Source organism: Candidatus Omnitrophota bacterium, assembly GCA_041648975.1.
In the GTDB taxonomy this organism is placed as follows: domain Bacteria; phylum Omnitrophota; class Gorgyraeia; order 2-01-FULL-45-10; family 2-01-FULL-45-10; genus JAQUSE01.
Genome location: JBAZNZ010000004.1, coordinates 1 through 18,238, shown reverse-complemented (window position 1 = coordinate 18,238; position 18,238 = coordinate 1). Strand labels below are relative to the sequence as shown.

Genomic DNA, 18,238 nt, shown 5'->3' with positions numbered 1-18,238 from the left:
TCCGTTTAAAATGCTACAATAACGGTTATATGAAGAAAATAATTATATATATATCGGTTGCGGTCGTCATCGCGTCAGCGGCTATGGCGGGGTGCGCAAAGAAACCGCCGGCAGGCGACAAGATACTCGCCAGGGTGGGCAATAAAGTCATTACCCTGGCAGAGCTGCAGTCGAGAATAGCCAAGATGCCTCCCTATTACAGGAATATGGTAGAAAAGAACAGGAAGAGGTTCCTCGACGAGACGATAGTAGAGATGATGTTTTATGAGGAAGCCGTAAAGAAAGGCGTCGAGAATGATAAAGAGGTGAAGGAGGTCGTCGAGGCCGCGAAGAAGAAGATACTCATAGCCAAGCTTATAAAGAACGAGATAGAGGATAAGGCGAAGGTCTCGGAAGACGAGATGAAGAAATTTTACGAGGAGAATAAGGAGAGTTTTAAAGGGCCCGCGATGTGGAGGGCTTCTCACATCCTGGTTACGACAGAGAAAGAGGCAAGAGAGATCCTGGATGAGCTTACCAAGGGCGCTAACTTCGAGAACCTCGCGAAAGAGCGTTCTATGGACGCGACGGCGGACCGCGGCGGAGACGTAGGCTATTTCAGGCAGGGGCAGCTTGTCGAGGATTTCGAGAAAGCCTGTTTGAAACTTGAGGTCGGTCAGACGAGCGATGTCGTCCATACGCAGTTCGGCTATCACATAATAAAGCTGACGGACAAGAAAGAGCCGGAGATACAGAGTTACGAAGAGACCAGGCGTTTTGTCGAAAGCGAGCTCAAGAAGAAGAAACGCAGCGAGCTTTTCGATACCTTCGTTATGGACCTCAAGAAAAAATACGGAGTCGAGATTAAAGAGGATGTCTTCAAGTCCCTTGAAGACGTGAGCGAGAAAGAAGGCGAGAAGCTTGAGAAAAATTAATGCTAAAATGCTGATTCTGCCGGCCGTAATTATCGGATCGGCCATATGCGCGGCGAACCCGGGATATGCCGAGGTCGTGGATAAGATAGCGATAGTGGTGAACGACGAGATAATCTGTGACAGCGAGATAGAGGGCATGCTCGTCCCCGTATATGATAAATTCAAGACGGTATACAGCGGCGAAGCGCTCATGGCAAAGTTGGAAGATGCCAGACAAAAAGCGGTAGAACGCCTGATAGAAGACCGCCTCGTCCTCAGCGAGGCCAAAAAACAGAACATAACAGTGGATGACAGGGAGGTAGAGGAGAAGGTCGCAGACGCGAAGAGGCGTTTCGGTTCTCAGGAGGTCTTCGAGGAAGCGCTGGCAAGCCAGCGCCTTACATTGAAGGAGCTTAAGGGCCGGTACAGGGAACAGATAATGACGCGGAAGATGATGGACATGAAGGTCGGAAGCACAATATCTATTACGCCCGTCGAGGTGAATAATTATTACAACAACCACCTGGACGATTTTTCCCAGGAAGAAGCTTTGAAGCTTCGTAATATACTTATAAGGGTCAAGGAGGGGACCGATATCAATAAGGCGCTGGAACTGGCCAGGGAGATCTCCGGGAAGCTTAAAGAGGGCGGAGATTTTTCGGAATTGGCGAGTTCCTACTCGGAAGGCCCGGGCGCGCAAGAGGGCGGGCTCATGGGATATGTGAAGAGAGGAGACCTGCTCCCGGAAATAGAGAAAGCGGTCTTCAATATGAACGAAGGCGAGGTCTCTGATGTCATCCAGACGAGCCTCGGTTATCATATATTCAAGATCGACGAGAAGAGGCCTGCCAGGACGCTTACCCTGAATGAAGCCCGTCGGGACGTGGAGGAGGCTCTGTACAGGGAGAAGACGAATGAAAAGGTAAAGGGGTGGATAGAAGGCCTCAAGAAGAATGCATACATCGCGTTCAAATAAAAAAAAGATAGTCATTACTATGGGTGACCCGTCCGGCGTAGGGCCGGAAGTGACCCTCAAGGCGCTGGCAAGTCCAAAGATAAAAGGGCTTGCCGATTTTTTGCTTATAGGGGACAGGGCCGCCCTGGACAGGACGGCGGGCGACATGGCCCTGAAGTTTAAGTGTGAGCTCTTAGACCTAGCCAATGTACCTGCAGCCTCTTTTAAATACGGCGTTCAGAGCCCGGTCTTTGGAAAAGCCGCGATAGGATATCTGGACGCTGCCATCCGGCTCCTGCGTAAGGGCGAAGCCGACGCTCTCGTAACCGCTCCCGTAAACAAGATGTCCATAAGGATGGCCGGAATTAAAAAGTTCGAGGGACACACCGAGTATCTCGCTGAAAAGACGGGCTCGAAGAATTTCGCGATGATGTTCGTCGGCGGCAGGCTTAAGATCACGCTCGTGACCAGACACATCGCGTTAAGGCGCGTGCCTGGAAGTCTTGCAGTGGAGCCGATATGCAGGACGATATGCATAACCCATAAATACCTGCGCGAATATTTCAACATAAAAGATCCACGCATAGGGGTCTCGGGATTAAATCCGCATGCGGGCGAGAACGGCGCCTTTGGCGACGAAGAAGATAAGGCGATAATCCCCGCCATAGAGAAAGCCACGGCAAAGGTCGGCCGGATAAGCGGCCCGATCCCGGCCGACGTGATATTTGCCGATCTAATGAACGGGAAGTACGACGCGGTCGTTGCCATGTACCACGACCAGGGCCTTATACCGTTCAAGCTGCTATATTTTAAGGATGGCGTTAATCTGACCATAGGCTTGCCGTTCGTCAGGACCTCCCCCGACCACGGGACGGCGTTTGACATAGCGGGCAAAGGGACGGCCGACCCATCATCGATGATCGAGGCGATTCTCCTGGCATACCGGCTTTGTACGCATAACACTTTTGTGTAATGTTAGATGTGTAATGTGTAAAGCAGGTTTAATGGATTATTGTGTAATGAAAAAAGATTGAATTGAGCGAATTTTCCATTACACATGATTACTTTACACCAACATTACACATTAAACTTTACACATTGCACAAAGTTGTTTGAACTAAAACATGTTAACCAAGACTCAGCTAAAAGAAGTGTTTGCGAAATACGGATTCAGGCCTTTGAAGAGGCTTGGAGAGAACTATCTCATCGATGGGAATATAAGGGATAAGATAATATCCGAGGCGGGCGCCTTATCCGGCGATAGAGTCCTGGAGATAGGCCCGGGGCTTGGCGCGCTTACGATAGACCTCGCGCGTTCCGGCGCGGCCGTGACCGCGGTGGAAAAGGATAAGAAGGCATACGGCATACTTGAAGAGATAATCGGAGACGACTTTCCCAGCCTGCGTATCTTTAACGAAGACATATTGAAATTCGACATCAAAAAGGCCTCCGCCGCGGGCAAGCTTAAAGTGGTGGGGTGCCTGCCGTATTATATCACGACCCCGATCATCGAGTGCCTGATCGATAACAGATTGTCGATAAAATATGTGGTGATGGTGGTCCAGAAAGAGTTTGCCGACCGCATCCTGGCAGAACCGGGCGCGAAAGATTACAGCTCGCTCAGCTGTTTTATCCAATACTATACAAGACCAAAGCATATATACAAAATAAAGAGGACGTCTTTTTATCCGTCGCCTGACATCGATTCAAGCCTGGTAAGGCTCGATATCCTGGACAGGCCTTCCGTAGAGGCGAAGGATGACGGAGCGCTTTTTAAGGTCATAAGAGGATCTTTTAACCAGAGGCGCAAGTCGATAATAAATTCCCTCTCCAGGGAAGAGGTCCTCGGCATCCCAAAAGAGCGCCTTTCCTCGATATTAGAAAAGATAGCCGTAGATCCGGCCTCCCGGCCGGAATCTTTAAGCCTCGCCGACTTCGCGCGGATCGCGAACTCAATCGATTGATACCAAATTTACACGCAAATTTTAAAGATACTTCGGCATCTAAAAATGCTCTCGCTAGTCGCATTTTTTTCGATGCCTCAGTATCAAATTTGCACGCAAATTTGACATTCTCGATATACTGTGGTAAGGTATATCAAAAGGTAATAATATTATGCCAAAGATTGACAAAGAGACCGTAAAACATGTCGCTCTTCTCGCCAGGCTTCGTCTTAGCGACAAAGAGCTTAGCTCTTATTCCGGACAATTGGAATCTATATTATCTTATATAAGCAAATTAAATCAATTAAGCACCGATAACGTCCAGCCTACAAGCCACCCTTTGGCGAGCCTTAAGAACGTCTTCAGGAAAGACGCGCCTAAGGGATCGTTAAAGCCGGAAGAGGCCCTCAAGAACGCGCCATCGAAAGAAGGCGACTTTTTTAAAGTTCCGCAGATAATAGAATCCTTCGGCAAAAGCTCAGGATTCTATCCTGAGCCCCGTCGAAGGATAGAAGGCAAATAGATGGAAAAATTGTATTCATTGACGGCCCATGAACTGAAAAAACTGATCAGCGGCGAAGGGTTGCAGCCGTCTAAGATAGTCGACGAGCTTTTCGACAGGATAAGCGCTGTCGAGCCGAGCATCAGGGCATTCGCGCTTCCGGGCAAGGAGAAGGCGGTCGAGCGCGCAAAGACCCAGGCCAATAAGCGCGGGAGGCTCTCCGGCATCCCGGTCCTGGTAAAAGACAATATGTGCGTCCTGGGAGAAGAGACGACTTGCTGCTCGAGGATATTGAAAGGCTTCAAGCCGCCGTACGACGCGACCGTGATCAGGAAGATGAACGAAGAGGGCGCGATCCTGATAGGGAAGGCGAACATGGACGAGTTCGCGTTCGGCTCGTCATGCGAGACGTCCTGCTACGGTCCGACGAAGAACCCGTGGGATATTAACAGGATCCCCGGCGGTTCGAGCGGAGGATGCGCCGCGGCAGTCGCCTCCGATGAGACGATACTCGCCCTCGGTTCCGACACGGGCGGATCTATACGACAGCCCGCGAGCCTCTGCGGGGTCGTCGGTATGAAGCCGACATACGGCAGGGTCTCCCGTTACGGGCTCATTGCGTTCGCCTCCAGCCTAGACCAGATAGGGCCGATAACAAAGGACGTGGAGGACGCCGCGCTTCTCCTTGGCGTGATCGCGGGCCACGATGAGATGGATTCAACGTCTGTCGACGCGCCGGTGCCTGACTACACGAAGTCGCTCGTCAAAGACATAAAAGGGATGCGCCTCGGCGTCCCGAAAGAATATTTCATAAAGGGTATCGAGGAAGAGGTAGAAAAAGGCGTGAGGGGAGCCATTGAGGTGTTGAAAGGCCTCGGCGCCAGGATCGTAGAGATAAGCCTGCCGCACACCGAATACGCGGTCAGCACTTACTATATTATCGGTCCGGCAGAGGCGAGCTCGAACCTCGCGCGTTTCGACGGCGTCCAATATGGGCTCCGCGCGGAAGACCCGAAAGACATGATAGATATGTATATCAAAACGCGCTCGCAGGGTTTCGGCGATGAGGCTAAGCGCAGGATCCTTCTCGGGACCTATTGCCTTTCGACGGGTTACTACGACGCGTATTATGTGAAAGCCTTGAAAGTCAGGACGAAGATTAAAGAGGATTTTGAGAAGGCTTTTGAGAATAACTGCGACTGCATCGTCACTCCGACGTCGCCTACAGCCGCGTTTAAGATCGGAGAAAGGTCCGAAGACCCGATAAGCATGTATCTCTCGGACGTATTTACTATTCCCGCGAACCTGGCGGGGCTTCCCGCGATATCGGTGCCGTGCGGTTTCACTAAGGCGGGGCTCCCGATAGGGCTGCAGGTGATAGGGAAGGCGTTCGATGAAGAGACGATATTGCGCGCGGCGTACGCGTTTGAGCAGTCGACAGAACACCATAGAAGAAAGCCAGATTTGTGTAATGTGTAAGGTGTAATGTGTAATGATGGTGGAATGTTGCTATGTATAATGAAAAAGAACTATATATATTTGATTTTGAAAGATTAAAAGTGTATGGGATGGGATTAGAATTTGTGCAGGATATATTTAATGTGACAAAAGAATTGCCGCGGGATTACCAATTCTCCCTGGCGGATCAATTACGCAGAGCATCTCTATCGATAGTTAATAATATGGCAGAGGGCAGTGGTAAATTATCGAAGAGAGAAAAGACTCAATTCTATCGCATCTCTTTGAATTCTGCACGAGAATGTATTCCTATGCTGACTATACTGGCCAGGCAAAATATTATTTCAGAACAGCGCCACACGGGACTGAGACAAAATTGTATCCATATATGTAATATGCTCGGGAAGCTTATAGCGTCTGTATAATTTTCCGTTACACAATAAAACATTAAACTTGCATTACACTTTACACAATAAACATTACACAATTATGATATGACATACGAGACAGTAATAGGGCTTGAGGTCCACCTGCAGCTTGCGACGCAGACTAAAGCGTTCTGCGGATGCGCGACGAAATTCGGACAGAGGCCGAATTCTCAGGTCTGTCCGGTATGCATGGGTTTTCCGGGAAGCCTGCCCGTGTTGAACGAAGAGGCGTTCTTCTATTCGATAAAAGTCGCGCTTGCCCTTAACTGCAAGATACAGAAACTTATTAAGTTCGACAGGAAGAACTACTACTATCCGGATCTGCCGAAAAATTTCCAGATATCGCAGTATGATATGCCGCTCTCTTACGACGGATACGTCGACATAGCCCCCCGGGGCGCGAAGAAGCGCATCAGGGTAAAGCGCGTCCACCTCGAAGAGGACGCGGGCAAGCTTATTCATCCGGAAGGCGAGAGTTACAGCCTCGTCGATTATAACCGCAGCGGAATGCCGCTTCTGGAGATAGTGACGGAACCCGACCTGAGCGCGCCGGACGAAGCTTATGATTACCTGACGCGGCTGAAATCGATACTGCAGTATCTAAAGGTGTCGGATTGCGATATGGAGAAGGGTTCGCTCAGGTGTGACGCGAATATATCGATCAGGCCGCAGGGTGAGAAGGTCCTCGGCACGAAAGTCGAAGTCAAGAACATGAATACATTCAAAGGCGTGAGGCTCGCCCTCGAGCATGAATCGAAGCGGCAGGTCTCGGCAATGGCGGACCGCGAGAAGATCGTCCAGGAGACGAGGTTGTGGGACGCGGAAAAGCAGGTCACCGTATCGATGCGCTCCAAGGAGTACGCCGAGGATTACAGGTATTTTCCCGAACCTGACCTTGTCCCTTTTGTAGTCGACGCTAAGGTCGTCCGGAAGGCTCTCGACCAGATGCCCGAGCTGCCGGAGACGAGGTCAGAGAGGTATAAGAAGGATCTCGGCCTTTCCGAGTACGACGCCAATGTCCTGACGAGCGAGATAGACCTGGCCGATTATTTTGAAGAATGCGTAAAACTATATACCGGCGCAAAGGCGCTGACGAACTGGATTACGGGCGATATCATGGCCCACCTGAATACGAAGGGAATATCGATAAAGGAACTGAAGGTTCCGCCTGAAGGGCTGGTGGGCCTGATAAAGATGATCGACGACGGCACTATAAGCGGAAAGATGGCGAAGTCGGTTCTTGCGGAGGCGATCGAGACCGGAACAGAACCGCATGAGATCGTGAAGAGCAAGGGGATGTCTCAGATAAGCGACGCCGGGAAGCTGGAGGAAGCGGTGAAGGCTGTTCTGGAGGTTAATAAAAAATCAGTCGATGATTACAGGCTCGGGAAGAAGAACGCGTTCACTTTCCTCGTTGGGCAGGTCATGAGGCAGACGAAAGGCAAAGCGAATCCCGCGGTCGTGAATAAGATTCTTAAAAAGGTCCTGGGGGAATGAAGATAATGACGATATCAAGGCGTTGGAAGATATTCTTTTTCATGATATTGCTGGTCCTTGTAACGTCGATCGCGACGGGCGGATTCGAAAAAGGCAAACCGGATAAAGAGAGGTCCAAAGACAACCTGTACGCGCAGCTGGAACTCTTTGCCGACGCCATAAGCATCTTAAGGAGCGATTACGTCGAAGAAGTGGATTCAAAAAAACTTGTTTACGGCGCGCTGAAGGGGATGCTTTCGTCAATGGACGACTTCAGCCAGTTCCTCGAGCCGGACGAGTACAACGACCTGAGGCTTGAGACTAAAGGCGAGTTCGGCGGGATAGGCATAGAGATATCGATGAAGGACGGGATACTTACGGTGATCGCGCCCATATCCGGCACTCCCGCGGAGACGGCCGGCATAAAACCGGGCGACAAGATAGTTAAGATAGACGGCAAGATTACGAAGAAGATGACCCTCGATGAGGCTGTGAAAGAGATGCGCGGCAAGCCGGGTACGCCGCTTGCCCTTACGATATGGAGGGAGAAAGACCAGAAGATCCTTGAGGTGCCGCTTAAGAGAGCGGTGATAAAGATACAGAGCATAAAGAAAGCCGTTTTCCTCGAGGATAAGATAGGGTATATAAAGCTTGTAGAGTTCCAGGAGAATACTGCGCGCGATCTTGAGGCGGCTATGAAGAGGCTCGAAGCCGACGGCATGAACGCGCTCATACTGGACCTTCGCAATAATCCGGGAGGCCTCCTGGAGGGCGCGATAGGAGTGTCCGAAAGATTGTTGCCTAAGGATAAGGTCATTGTATCGATAAAATCGAGGAGCTCCGAGAATGACGCCGTATTCAAGTCGAGCGGGAAGTCTACGCACCCGGACTATCCGCTTGTCGTGATGGTGAACGAAGGGTCGGCAAGCGCTTCGGAGATAGTCGCCGGAGCGGTCCAGGATAATAAGCGGGGGATAGTCCTCGGCACAAAGACGTTCGGCAAGGCGTCTGTCCAGACGGTGGTCCCGCTAAGGGATAATTCGGCTGTCAGGTTCACAACAGCCTTATATCTAACGCCGAGCGGCAAGCTTATCAAGAATGCCGGTGTTGTGCCGGACGTGGTAATAGATAGAGAAGAGTCCAGGGATGAAAAGAAACCGGATGGTTCCGACGTCTTTGAGAAGGTCGAAAGAGAAGGCGCGCCGCGCCCGAAAGAGGCGCTCGATCAGGATAAGGTCGAGATGGATAACCAGCTAGATATGGCGGTGAATTTGATAAAGGCCTTTAAAATATATAAACCACAGGAAAAATGAATACCAGATTAATCAGATTTGCGGTAATAGCGGCATTGGTCATAATCGCAGGAGTAATATACTGGCGGAATACGCATCTCTTCCGGCCGAAACAGGAAACGCCGAGGATACGCGTCGCCGCTCCGGCCGCGAAGAAGAGAGCCCCGGCGGCTTCCGCGGCCACTGCCGCGAAGAAGAAAGCAGGCGGCCCCAAAGTCGCCATAGTGATGGACGACTTCGGTTACAATGTGTCCAATCTGGACGATCTATTTGATATAAAAGAGCCGATAACATTATCGGTGCTGCCGAACCTGCGTTACTCCTCCGAGATAGCGAGGCTGGCGAACCTGCGCGGCCAGGAAGTTATTTTGCATATGCCGTTAGAGCCTCACCGGAAAGACGTCAGGGAAGAACAGGATACGATAAAGTCCGGGATGACTCAGGAGGAGATATTCGCGGTGGTTGACAAGGAGATAGCGAGTGTTCCCGGGATAAAGGGCGTGTCGAACCATATGGGCTCGAAGGCTACCGAAGATGTGAAGGTCATGTCGGCCGTATTCAAGCGTTTAAAAAAGCATGGGTTGTATTTTTTTGACAGCCTTACTTCGGAGAATTCCATATGCCGGCAAGCGGCAGCCGCCGCGGGGATCCGTTACGCGAGGAGGGACGTCTTCCTGGACAATTCGAACGATCCCGCGTATATAGAAAAGCAGCTAATGGAGCTTAAGAGATCGGCGCTCAGGAACGGCAGGGCTATAGCGGTCTGCCATGACAGGAAGAATACGATCTCGGTCCTTGCGAAGATGATGCCCGAGATGCGCAGGGAAGGCATAATCTTCGTGCCTCTTTCCAGGATGATGGAGTGATATCGAATATATGTTGACGCTCGGTATAGAGACTTCATGCGATGAAACAGGCGTTTCGGTGTCGGAAGGCAGATCTGTCCTGTCTAATGAGGTATCATCGAGCGTCCACCTTCATAAGAAATACGGCGGCGTTGTTCCCGAGATAGCCTCACGGTACCACGTGGAATATATCTCCGAGGTGATGGCCGGAGCGCTGAAGGATTCCGGCAAAGGGCTTAAAGATATAAAACTTATTGCCGTAACGAACGGGCCCGGCCTGGTCGGGGCTCTATTAATAGGAATATCGATGGCCAAATCGTTGAGTTACTGCCTCGATCTTCCTATCATAGGAGTGAACCATATACTCGCGCATCTTTACAGCTCGTTCCTGAATGAGGATGACAGGCCTGAATTCCCTTTTGTGGGGCTTGTTGTATCGGGCGGCCACACGGCGCTCTTCCTTTGTGAAGACGTGGATAAGCAGAAGCTCCTCGGGCAGACGCAGGACGACGCTGTGGGTGAGGCTTACGACAAAGTGGCGAAGCTGCTGGGCCTGGGATATCCGGGCGGGCCGGTCATCGAAAAGGCGGCAGGCCTTGCGACGGGCAAAACCAATGTCTCTTTTCCGCGAAGTTATCTCGGAAAAGATTCTTTAGATTTTAGTTTCAGCGGGGTCAAAACTGCGGTATTATATTATGTAAGGGCAAGGCAGGAAAAGCCGGATAAGGCGCTCGTCAATGATATATGTTATGAATTCCAGGAGGCGATCCTGGATGTGCTGGTCGAGAAGGCGTACCGCGCCGCAAGGTTTTGCAAGACCAACAGGATAGTTATAGGCGGCGGCGTGGCCGCGAACAAAAGGCTCAGGCAGAAACTTCTTATAGATTCGGAGCACTTTGGCGTAAAGGTCTATTTTCCGAAAATGGAATATTGCGTCGATAACGCGGCCATGGTCGGGGTCCTGGGTGAGGCATTATATAAGAAAGGCTATAAGTCCGATCTTTATCTGAGCGCTGAACCGAATTTAGAATTAAGGTAAAAGTGTATCTTTTAACTTCGCCGGAGGGTTGTTGCGTATGTTGACGAATTGGGTGATGCTATTCAGGCTTGTGCTGGCAGCGGTATTGAGCGGGGCAATAGGTTTTGAGCGCGAATTCCACGGCAGGGCCGCGGGGTTCAGGACGCACATACTGCTTTGTGTAGGATCGACGCTTGTGATGCTGACGTCGATACACATGTTCGACGTATATTCATCCAAGGCTCCCATCGATCCGGCAAGGATCGCGGCCGGTGTCATCACGGGTATAGGATTCCTGGGGGCGGGCGCGATAATGCATTACCGTTCTTCAGTGCGAGGCCTTACGACAGCGGCGAGCCTGTGGGTCGCGGCCGGCATAGGGCTTGCCGTAGGTTCGGGATTATATTTCGGCGCGGTGGTAACGGCGGCATTGACCCTGATAGCGCTGATGATATTTTCGCGCCTTGAACACGCGATGATCAGGAAGGATTGGTACAGGAATATAATCATTGACACAAAAGACGGTATAGAGCAGTTGAAGATCATCAGGGAGATATTGGCGGAATACAGGACCGAGATAACCGATTTCGAAGTTGAGCGTTCCAAGGACGGCTCCAATATGATATTGAAACTCGGCTTGAAATTTTATCAGACGAAATTTGCCGACCAGATATTAACGGAGATAAGCCATCTGGACGGAGTCAGGAACGTGAAGTGGGAGACGGATTGATTTTGCTTCGCAAAATCAGGAGGTGAGATATGATGGGAAAAAAGGATAGAAGGCATGAAGGGGAGAGGGTGTTGGATGTTGACGCTTCGATGCAAGGGTCGCTCGTATTCAAGGATCCTGTAAATCTGAAGATCAACGGCAGGTTCGAAGGCACGCTCCATACCAAGGGAAATCTCATGATAAGCGAACATGCCGCGGTGATCGCCGATATCACCGGAGAATCTATCGTCATCGCCGGCAAGGTCAACGGCAATATTAGCGCCCTGAAGGAATTGAAATTGATAGCCCCTGCCGTTGTGGTAGGCGATATAAAGACGCCGCTCTTGAGTGTAGCCGAGGGCGCGGTATTTGAGGGGAACTGCAATATGATGTCAAAAGCAAAAGCCGAACACGCACATAGGCTGAATACCATGTCGCCGGATGAGCTGGCCAAATATCTGGAGGTGGATTCCGCCATGATCGCAGAGTGGGTGAACTCCGGAAAGCTGCCGGGCATGAAGGACGGCGACAGCTGGAGGTTCGACCGCTCGAAGATAGACGAATGGGTGGCGTCGGAGAAGATCAAATAAGAGAGCGCATATGCCCGAGAAATTAATGAGTATAAAAGAGGTCGCGGATTATCTTAAGGTATCCGAAGAAGAGGTCATGAGGCTCGTGGATATCGGCGAGATACCGGCATACAAGATAGGCGGCTCCTTCCTGCGGTTCAGGAAAGAGCAGATTGACGCCATAAAGCTCGATATCTCCGAGATCGAGGAGGGCGTTCCCGCCGGGCAGGGCCCAGCCGCGCCGGCCGGCAAAAATGCCCCCGGCCATCCATACACGGACATGGAGAGGGAGATAAAGCGCAGGGAGCCTGTGACGGGCCAATACGACTATACTACGGTCGAAAGGGTGAAAGATTTTTTCTATTTCAACGATTTCTACATCCTTTCCTTCCTTATAATAGGCGTATTGATGTTTCTTATCTTCAGATAAAATATAATGACCGAAAAGATCAGTAAGGTTTTGAATAATTTGAAGTCGGGCCGCGTCTCCGTATGCGAGGCGCTCGCGCGCTTGAAGGACCTTCCCTACCAGGATCTCGGATTTGCCAAGATCGATAACCACAGGAGCCTTCGCCGCGGCTTTCCCGAGGTAGTGTTCGGTAAAGGGAAGACGCCGGCCCAGATTATTAAAATAGCCAAACGCATTATAGCCCACGACGGCATCCTGCTCGTGACCCGCACAAACGAAGAAGTCTATCGCCTGCTCAAGAAGACGTGCCCCAAAGCCAGATTCGATAAAGACGCGAACGCGATAAGCTATTGCAGGGCCAGGCCTGTGTTTAAAAAAGGCGAGGTGCTGGTGATAACAGCGGGCACTGCCGATATGCCGGTTGCCGAAGAAGCGAGAGTCACTCTCGAGCTTATGGGCAACAGGGTTAAGATGTTGTATGACGTTGGCGTGGCGGGCCTCCACAGGCTTCTCGATAAGAAGGCCGAACTGGAGCGCTCGAGCGTGATCATAGTGATAGCGGGGATGGAGGGCGCGTTGGCCAGCGTAGTGAGCGGGCTCGTCTCTAAGCCGGTCATAGCGGTCCCGACGAGCGTGGGTTACGGCGCTTCTTTCGGCGGGCTCGCGCCGCTTCTTACGATGATGAACTGCTGCTCTCCGGGGGTGGCGGTAGTGAACATCGATAACGGTTTTGGAGCGGCGTATTTCGCGAGTCTGGTCAATAGGTAGGTTACATAATGTTACGTAAGGTTAGAGAAGGTTCCGTAAGGTTACAGCGACGATGGCGAAAGCCAGCTTATGAAAATTTGAAATTTTATCAGGATATTTGTCAAATACGCAAGATTATTCATAATTTAACAGAAAGATTTTCTAAGAATCATTTTAGATTGGTTTCTCAGATGCGAGACGCCGCTAGAAGTGCAAAACAAAATATACGCGAAGGTTACAGAAAGGGAACTGTAGGAGAATATAGTCATAGCATAAAAATTAGCCTTGGATCATTAGAAGAGTTAAGTGGCGATATCGAAGATTGCCTTGAAGATGGTCTGATATCAAATGAAGAGTTTGATGAGTTTTCAAGAATGTTTCAGAGTGCTACATATATGGCAAATCAATTTATGAAATCGCTATATAAGATGGAACGGGAAGGGACATGGAAGGTACCGGGAGAGAAATTTCGAAAGTAACCTTACGTAACCTTAATTAACGTTCTATAACCTTACGTAACATTCAAGGGATGTTTATTATGAAAGTTGCTTATTTCGACTGTTTCTCGGGCATATCGGGCGACATGACCATCGCTGCGTTACTCGACGCCGGGCTCAATTTCGACGCTCTTACCAAAGCTCTCGGGAAGCTTAAGCTTAGGGGTTATGAGTTAAAGAAGACTAAGGCGATGCGGGGCGGGATCAGCGGGACAAGATTTGAATGCGTTGTAACCGGATCGGCGGGCCATTCGCACCGTTCCATAAAAGAGATATTCTTGATAATCGACAACAGTTCATTGGGCGCGAAGGTCAAAGATAGCGCGAAAGCGATATTCACAAATATAGGAAGCTCCGAGGCCGGGATCCACGGGGTAAGTAAGTCGAGCGACTTGCGGCTGCACGAGCTCGGCGACATCGATTCCATTATAGACATCGTCGGCGCCGCGATAGCACTCGATGAACTCGGCATAGAAGCCGTCTATTCGTCGAAGATAAGTCTGGGTAGGACATTCGTCAATTCTAAGCACGGCGTCCTGCCGATACCGGCGCCGGCGACGCTGGAACTACTAAAAGGCGTCCCTCTTAATATTTCAGAGATAGAAGCCGAACTCGTAACGCCGACCGGGGCCGGCATATTGAAGACGCTCTCGAAAGGTTTCGGCAGTATACCGCAGATGAAGATCTCGAGTATAGGTTACGGCGCCGGGACGAGGGTGTTGGAGACGAGGCCGAACATGCTTCGCGTCCTCATAGGCGAGACCCAGCCATCTTTCATTGAAGACAGGATATTCGTTATAGAAACTAATATCGATGACATGAGCCCCCAGAGTTTCGAATATCTGTTTGAAAAATTGTTCAAAGAAGGCGCGCTGGATGTCTACACGACGACGATCCAGATGAAGAAAACGAGACCGGCGTTCAAGTTGACTGTCCTGGCTGAGCCTCGCCTGATAGGGCGTATATCGTCGGCGATATTCAGTGAGAGTACCGCCATAGGCCTTCGATATTATGAAGCGGACAGGCTAAAGCTTGAGCGCGCATCCACCTCTGTAAAGACAAAATACGGCAATATTACGGTGAAGCTGTCGAGCGGCCCGGAAGGCATCCTCACGGCGTCGCCCGAATACGACGAATGCGTGAAGCTCGCGCGCAAAAAGAAAGTTCCGTTAAAGTCTGTTTACGATGAGGCGAAGAGGGCGGTAAAAATTTAGGGGATTACTATGCGTCTGATGCTGGCAGCGCTAATTATTATTACAGGTGTCGGGGCCGCGGCCTGCGGCTTGGCGCTTGCCGACACCATTTATACCGGTGACGGGAATGAGCTTAAGGGGATAGTCGTCGAAGAATATAAAGACAGGGTTGTGCTCTCTACGGAGAAAGGCGAGATTGCCGTCCTGAAATCGGCGATACGCGAAATGCGTTTCGACAATCCCGAGGACAACCTCGTAAGGCTGGCTGAAGGGGCGTGGTCGCGCCGCGATTATAACAGGGCTTACGCGTATTACAAGATGGCTCTCGGCCTGAATCCAAATTTCAAAGCGGCAAGGGACGGGATGATCTTCCTGGACGGCTATCTTTTCCGCAAAGAGGAAGGCGGCAAAGAGGACAGCGTGGAGAGGCAGCAGGTTATAGAGCGCACAGGCGGTTTTGTGGCAAAAGACAAAGGCGACAGGGAAGGGCTCGCCGAAAAAGCGGCGAAAACAAAGAGGACGCTCGGCATTACCCTCAGGTCGAAAGACGGTGTTATTATAATAGAAAAGGTCGCGCCGAGATCCTCGGCGGCCGAAGCCGGCATAAAGCCCGGCGACGCCCTTGTCGCGATATGGGGCAAACTGACGGGTTATATGCAGGAGGAAGAGATAATGGACCTGCTTCTCGATAAGCCGGCCCTTGAAATAAAGTGCTCCATCGAGCGGACTGTGGACGTCATGATAAATCCGCGCAGGAACTTCCTGTCGAGCATCAAGTCTCTTATGGGCGCGTCGTTCGGGATGGAATTCGATGGATTGACGGTTACAGAGGTTGACAGGAAAGGGGCCGCGGCCGGCGCGGGCCTGAAGAAAGGCGACCTCGTCACCGCGATAGATGGCCGGCCTACGCGTTATATGCCGATTAATGACGCTGTTGGGATGATAAAGGATTCGAAGAGAGACACGGCCAGGTTTACGTTAAGGCGTGAAATTATAATGTGGAGGAGCGACTAAATGCCGATATCCGCTGTTAAAAGGAAACAGTATCTCGTATCAAGGCAGTTCCAGCTTAAATATGTGGGGATGATATTGATATTCATGTTCTGCACGGCGGCCCTGTGCTCATATGCCGTATACCAGACGAGCCTGGCGAGTTTCGGTGAAAAGCTTGCGCTCATATATCCCCAGGGCCGTTTTGTCTCAATAATGAAGGCAATAAACCTTAAGATATTTTTTAGCCTTTTGATAGTGACGCCGTTAGTGGCCGTAATAGGAATTTTCCTGTCCCATAAGATAGCCGGCCCGCTCGTCAGGATCGAACGTTTCATAAACAATATGACATACGGCGATTTTAGCGCATATCTTATCCTCAGGAAAGGCGACGAGTTAATGAGCCTCGCCGAAAAGATAAACCAGCTCATCAAGACGATGAAGGGTAATCTAACCGACCAGAGGAACCGCCTGCAGAAGATATCCGGCGAACTTGACGGTCTCAAATCCATATCCGGCTCAAAGCCGGAAGAGCAGGCCTCCGTCATCGCGGGCCTGGGCCGCGTCGACCACCAGATCAAAGACCTCATCAAGGACCTGAATAAGTATAAGGTATAGACTGTTAATATAAAATATATAGCGAAAGAATATTATGATTTGACAAAAGATGAAAATATAATTGACAAATTTGGAAATGCGTGCTATACTTTGAAGTGCTTGGCGGTACTGGACATAATAAGAGGAACCCCATGATTTTGCCAAGGAACCTAAAGATGCTATTCAGGACGATCTCGGCTATTGTAGCCGGGATTTTTTTATTCCAGCAGATCTCATGGGCAGGCGATCTGGCTAATTGGGCAACCGACACAATCAACCGCCAGGACGCCGAGCAGACCCAGACCTTCGCGCCGGCCTATCTGCAAAATCAGCAGGCTCTCCACCAGGACCTCGTAAATCTGAATCAGGATATCGAAGACTATCAAAGTCAGCTGAGCTCCTCACTTGCCGAAGGCAGCGAACCCGCGGCAGAGAACGCGGACGATGATAAAGTAAGCCTGAAAGGCCCCATGGGCTCAGGCGAAACCGGCGGTCTTGTCAGTATGGACGCATCCGGTGAAGGATCGCCGATTCAGTCGCTTCCCGGTTTAGATGAAGGTGCTCTACTCAGCGTCACCACCTCGGCGGGCGACATCATTCATTATAAGGCAGACGGCAAAATCGACTATATCGAAACGATTAATGACCCGGTAATACAGCTCATAAGAAACCTGGATATTCAGAACGGTGAATTAATAGGGGCTACTGTCGAGTACAGAGATAGTACGATCCAGGAAATTAGGCAATCCCGGACGTTTTCGGTAACGATGCCGGACGGCACTGTCTTGTATTACGGCGAAGGCGAGCGCGTCACGTTCGTTATGTATCAGGACGGCGCATTAAGCGTTTATACCTATCCGGCAGATAATTCCGGTGATATTACCGTAGCAGATTTCGTGCAGGGCAGTTATTCAGGGACAATAGAAACCGGTTTTTCTTTTAATTCGCCTCCGAAAAAGACGTCTTATTACGATAGCGAGGGTAAGCTTAAAAACGTCATATTCGCTACAGGCAGGGAAGTTGTATACAATAGCGGTATCTTATCGGCCGCAGAAGATGACGATGGGACTATCTATGAATATGAGGAGATCGGGACCGGCGAGGGTGACGAGGCAGAATATAACGTATCGCTTAATTCTATAACTAAAGGCAATATTAAATATCTGCTGGTGAATAATAATATTTCGGCGATCCAGCTTTCGGATAGAATGATAAGGAATTTTGAGTTGAATGAGGTTGGTGAGCTGATAAGCGGAACGATCGAATATGCCGATGATGTCAAGGTTACGGTCAAAGACAGGGAAATAACAGGTATTATAGACGCGCTGGGTGTGGAGACATCGTATAGCTATGCAGAAGACGGATTAAGCTGCGATGTCACCATAGATGATCATGGGAACGTGAGGCGGTTTAAATACCTGAAAGACCCCGCAAGCGGTAAATTCAGCATAGAGGCAAATGGCGGTGTGTATGAGTATGACGCCTCGTGGAAGTTTGAAGATTTTAAGATAGACAACGGTATCTTTACCCATAATTACGATGAAAATGGCGTTTATACCGGCTCCGTATTTAGAATGAAAGATGAAGTGATTAAGCTCTACGATAATAATAGGGTTCTTTCTGAAACAACCCTCCCCGACGGCACCATCTATACCTATTACGATTCCGGATCCTTCGCCGGCATGTTGAAAGAGGCCGCTCTACCGGATGGCCATAC

20 protein-coding genes are annotated in these 18,238 nt (G+C 50.3%); all 20 read left to right on the top strand.

Annotation, left to right across the window (positions count from 1 at the left end; translation table 11 throughout):
• Positions 1-29 precede the first annotated feature (29 nt).
• The gene (locus WC592_01700; GenBank protein MFA4981171.1) at positions 30-914 is read left to right on the top strand and encodes a peptidyl-prolyl cis-trans isomerase; all 885 of its coding nucleotides are present in this window, start codon (positions 30-32) and stop codon (positions 912-914) included.
• A gap of 7 nt (positions 915-921) precedes the next feature.
• Entirely contained in the window at positions 922-1,869 is a 948-nt protein-coding gene (locus WC592_01695; GenBank protein ID MFA4981170.1) for a peptidylprolyl isomerase, read from the top strand.
• The gene (gene pdxA, locus WC592_01690; GenBank protein MFA4981169.1) at positions 1,847-2,821 is read left to right on the top strand and encodes a 4-hydroxythreonine-4-phosphate dehydrogenase PdxA; all 975 of its coding nucleotides are present in this window, start codon (positions 1,847-1,849) and stop codon (positions 2,819-2,821) included. The genes WC592_01695 and pdxA overlap by 23 nt, the downstream gene beginning before the upstream one ends.
• A gap of 151 nt (positions 2,822-2,972) precedes the next feature.
• On the top strand, positions 2,973-3,812 hold the full coding sequence (gene rsmA, locus WC592_01685) for a 16S rRNA (adenine(1518)-N(6)/adenine(1519)-N(6))-dimethyltransferase RsmA (GenBank protein ID MFA4981168.1): 840 nt from the start codon (positions 2,973-2,975) through the stop codon (positions 3,810-3,812).
• Positions 3,813-3,963: 151 nt separating this feature from the next.
• Complete coding sequence (gene gatC, locus WC592_01680; protein ID MFA4981167.1) at positions 3,964-4,314, top strand: Asp-tRNA(Asn)/Glu-tRNA(Gln) amidotransferase subunit GatC; 351 nt, start codon at positions 3,964-3,966, stop codon at positions 4,312-4,314.
• Positions 4,315-5,772, top strand: coding sequence for an Asp-tRNA(Asn)/Glu-tRNA(Gln) amidotransferase subunit GatA (gene gatA / locus WC592_01675; protein ID MFA4981166.1), 1,458 nt, complete (start codon positions 4,315-4,317; stop codon positions 5,770-5,772).
• Between the two features lie 32 nt (positions 5,773-5,804).
• Positions 5,805-6,176: a four helix bundle protein gene (locus WC592_01670; GenBank protein ID MFA4981165.1), complete on the top strand. Its 372-nt coding sequence runs from the start codon at positions 5,805-5,807 to the stop codon at positions 6,174-6,176.
• Between the two features lie 69 nt (positions 6,177-6,245).
• Positions 6,246-7,676: an Asp-tRNA(Asn)/Glu-tRNA(Gln) amidotransferase subunit GatB gene (gatB, locus tag WC592_01665; GenBank protein ID MFA4981164.1), complete on the top strand. Its 1,431-nt coding sequence runs from the start codon at positions 6,246-6,248 to the stop codon at positions 7,674-7,676.
• Positions 7,673-8,968 (top strand): S41 family peptidase, encoded by a 1,296-nt coding sequence (locus tag WC592_01660; GenBank protein ID MFA4981163.1) that lies wholly within the window; start codon positions 7,673-7,675, stop codon positions 8,966-8,968. The genes gatB and WC592_01660 overlap by 4 nt, the downstream gene beginning before the upstream one ends.
• Positions 8,965-9,813 carry a divergent polysaccharide deacetylase family protein gene (locus tag WC592_01655; GenBank protein ID MFA4981162.1) on the top strand — a complete coding sequence of 283 codons (849 nt, stop codon included), beginning with the start codon at positions 8,965-8,967 and terminating at the stop codon, positions 9,811-9,813. Before WC592_01660 ends, WC592_01655 begins: the two co-directional genes overlap by 4 nt.
• A 10-nt stretch (positions 9,814-9,823) precedes the next feature.
• Positions 9,824-10,831, top strand: a complete 1,008-nt coding sequence (gene tsaD / locus WC592_01650) for a tRNA (adenosine(37)-N6)-threonylcarbamoyltransferase complex transferase subunit TsaD (GenBank protein ID MFA4981161.1) — start codon at positions 9,824-9,826, stop codon at positions 10,829-10,831.
• 37 nt (positions 10,832-10,868) lie between these two features.
• Positions 10,869-11,540 carry an MgtC/SapB family protein gene (locus tag WC592_01645; GenBank protein MFA4981160.1) on the top strand — a complete coding sequence of 224 codons (672 nt, stop codon included), beginning with the start codon at positions 10,869-10,871 and terminating at the stop codon, positions 11,538-11,540.
• A 29-nt stretch (positions 11,541-11,569) separates the two neighbouring features.
• Positions 11,570-12,109 (top strand): polymer-forming cytoskeletal protein, encoded by a 540-nt coding sequence (locus WC592_01640; protein MFA4981159.1) that lies wholly within the window; start codon positions 11,570-11,572, stop codon positions 12,107-12,109.
• 10 nt (positions 12,110-12,119) lie between these two features.
• Positions 12,120-12,518, top strand: coding sequence for a helix-turn-helix domain-containing protein (locus tag WC592_01635; GenBank protein MFA4981158.1), 399 nt, complete (start codon positions 12,120-12,122; stop codon positions 12,516-12,518).
• A gap of 3 nt (positions 12,519-12,521) precedes the next feature.
• Positions 12,522-13,265: a nickel pincer cofactor biosynthesis protein LarB gene (gene larB, locus WC592_01630; GenBank protein MFA4981157.1), complete on the top strand. Its 744-nt coding sequence runs from the start codon at positions 12,522-12,524 to the stop codon at positions 13,263-13,265.
• 8 nt (positions 13,266-13,273) lie between these two features.
• The gene (locus WC592_01625; GenBank protein ID MFA4981156.1) at positions 13,274-13,723 is read left to right on the top strand and encodes a four helix bundle protein; all 450 of its coding nucleotides are present in this window, start codon (positions 13,274-13,276) and stop codon (positions 13,721-13,723) included.
• 59 nt (positions 13,724-13,782) lie between these two features.
• The gene (gene larC, locus WC592_01620; GenBank protein ID MFA4981155.1) at positions 13,783-14,955 is read left to right on the top strand and encodes a nickel pincer cofactor biosynthesis protein LarC; all 1,173 of its coding nucleotides are present in this window, start codon (positions 13,783-13,785) and stop codon (positions 14,953-14,955) included.
• Between the two features lie 9 nt (positions 14,956-14,964).
• Complete coding sequence (locus WC592_01615) at positions 14,965-15,948, top strand: PDZ domain-containing protein (GenBank protein MFA4981154.1); 984 nt, start codon at positions 14,965-14,967, stop codon at positions 15,946-15,948.
• A complete protein-coding gene (locus tag WC592_01610; GenBank protein MFA4981153.1) occupies positions 15,949-16,542 on the top strand; it encodes a hypothetical protein in 594 nt (197 codons plus the stop codon).
• A 131-nt stretch (positions 16,543-16,673) separates the two neighbouring features.
• On the top strand, positions 16,674-18,238 hold a 1,565-nt coding region (locus WC592_01605), incomplete at its 3' end, for a hypothetical protein (protein MFA4981152.1).

Bases quoted from the DNA above. Each gene is read 5' to 3' on its own strand.
- WC592_01700 (MFA4981171.1), top strand. From the start codon at position 30: ATGAAGAAAATAATTATATATATATCGGTTGCGGTCGTCATCGCGTCA.
- WC592_01695 (MFA4981170.1), top strand. From the start codon at position 922: ATGCTGATTCTGCCGGCCGTAATTATCGGATCGGCCATATGCGCGGCG.
- pdxA (MFA4981169.1), top strand. From the start codon at position 1,847: ATGCATACATCGCGTTCAAATAAAAAAAAGATAGTCATTACTATGGGT.
- rsmA (MFA4981168.1), top strand. From the start codon at position 2,973: ATGTTAACCAAGACTCAGCTAAAAGAAGTGTTTGCGAAATACGGATTC.
- gatC (MFA4981167.1), top strand. From the start codon at position 3,964: ATGCCAAAGATTGACAAAGAGACCGTAAAACATGTCGCTCTTCTCGCC.
- gatA (MFA4981166.1), top strand. From the start codon at position 4,315: ATGGAAAAATTGTATTCATTGACGGCCCATGAACTGAAAAAACTGATC.
- WC592_01670 (MFA4981165.1), top strand. From the start codon at position 5,805: ATGTATAATGAAAAAGAACTATATATATTTGATTTTGAAAGATTAAAA.
- gatB (MFA4981164.1), top strand. From the start codon at position 6,246: ATGACATACGAGACAGTAATAGGGCTTGAGGTCCACCTGCAGCTTGCG.
- WC592_01660 (MFA4981163.1), top strand. From the start codon at position 7,673: ATGAAGATAATGACGATATCAAGGCGTTGGAAGATATTCTTTTTCATG.
- WC592_01655 (MFA4981162.1), top strand. From the start codon at position 8,965: ATGAATACCAGATTAATCAGATTTGCGGTAATAGCGGCATTGGTCATA.
- tsaD (MFA4981161.1), top strand. From the start codon at position 9,824: ATGTTGACGCTCGGTATAGAGACTTCATGCGATGAAACAGGCGTTTCG.
- WC592_01645 (MFA4981160.1), top strand. From the start codon at position 10,869: ATGTTGACGAATTGGGTGATGCTATTCAGGCTTGTGCTGGCAGCGGTA.
- WC592_01640 (MFA4981159.1), top strand. From the start codon at position 11,570: ATGATGGGAAAAAAGGATAGAAGGCATGAAGGGGAGAGGGTGTTGGAT.
- WC592_01635 (MFA4981158.1), top strand. From the start codon at position 12,120: ATGCCCGAGAAATTAATGAGTATAAAAGAGGTCGCGGATTATCTTAAG.
- WC592_01625 (MFA4981156.1), top strand. From the start codon at position 13,274: ATGTTACGTAAGGTTAGAGAAGGTTCCGTAAGGTTACAGCGACGATGG.
- larC (MFA4981155.1), top strand. From the start codon at position 13,783: ATGAAAGTTGCTTATTTCGACTGTTTCTCGGGCATATCGGGCGACATG.
- WC592_01615 (MFA4981154.1), top strand. From the start codon at position 14,965: ATGCGTCTGATGCTGGCAGCGCTAATTATTATTACAGGTGTCGGGGCC.
- WC592_01610 (MFA4981153.1), top strand. From the start codon at position 15,949: ATGCCGATATCCGCTGTTAAAAGGAAACAGTATCTCGTATCAAGGCAG.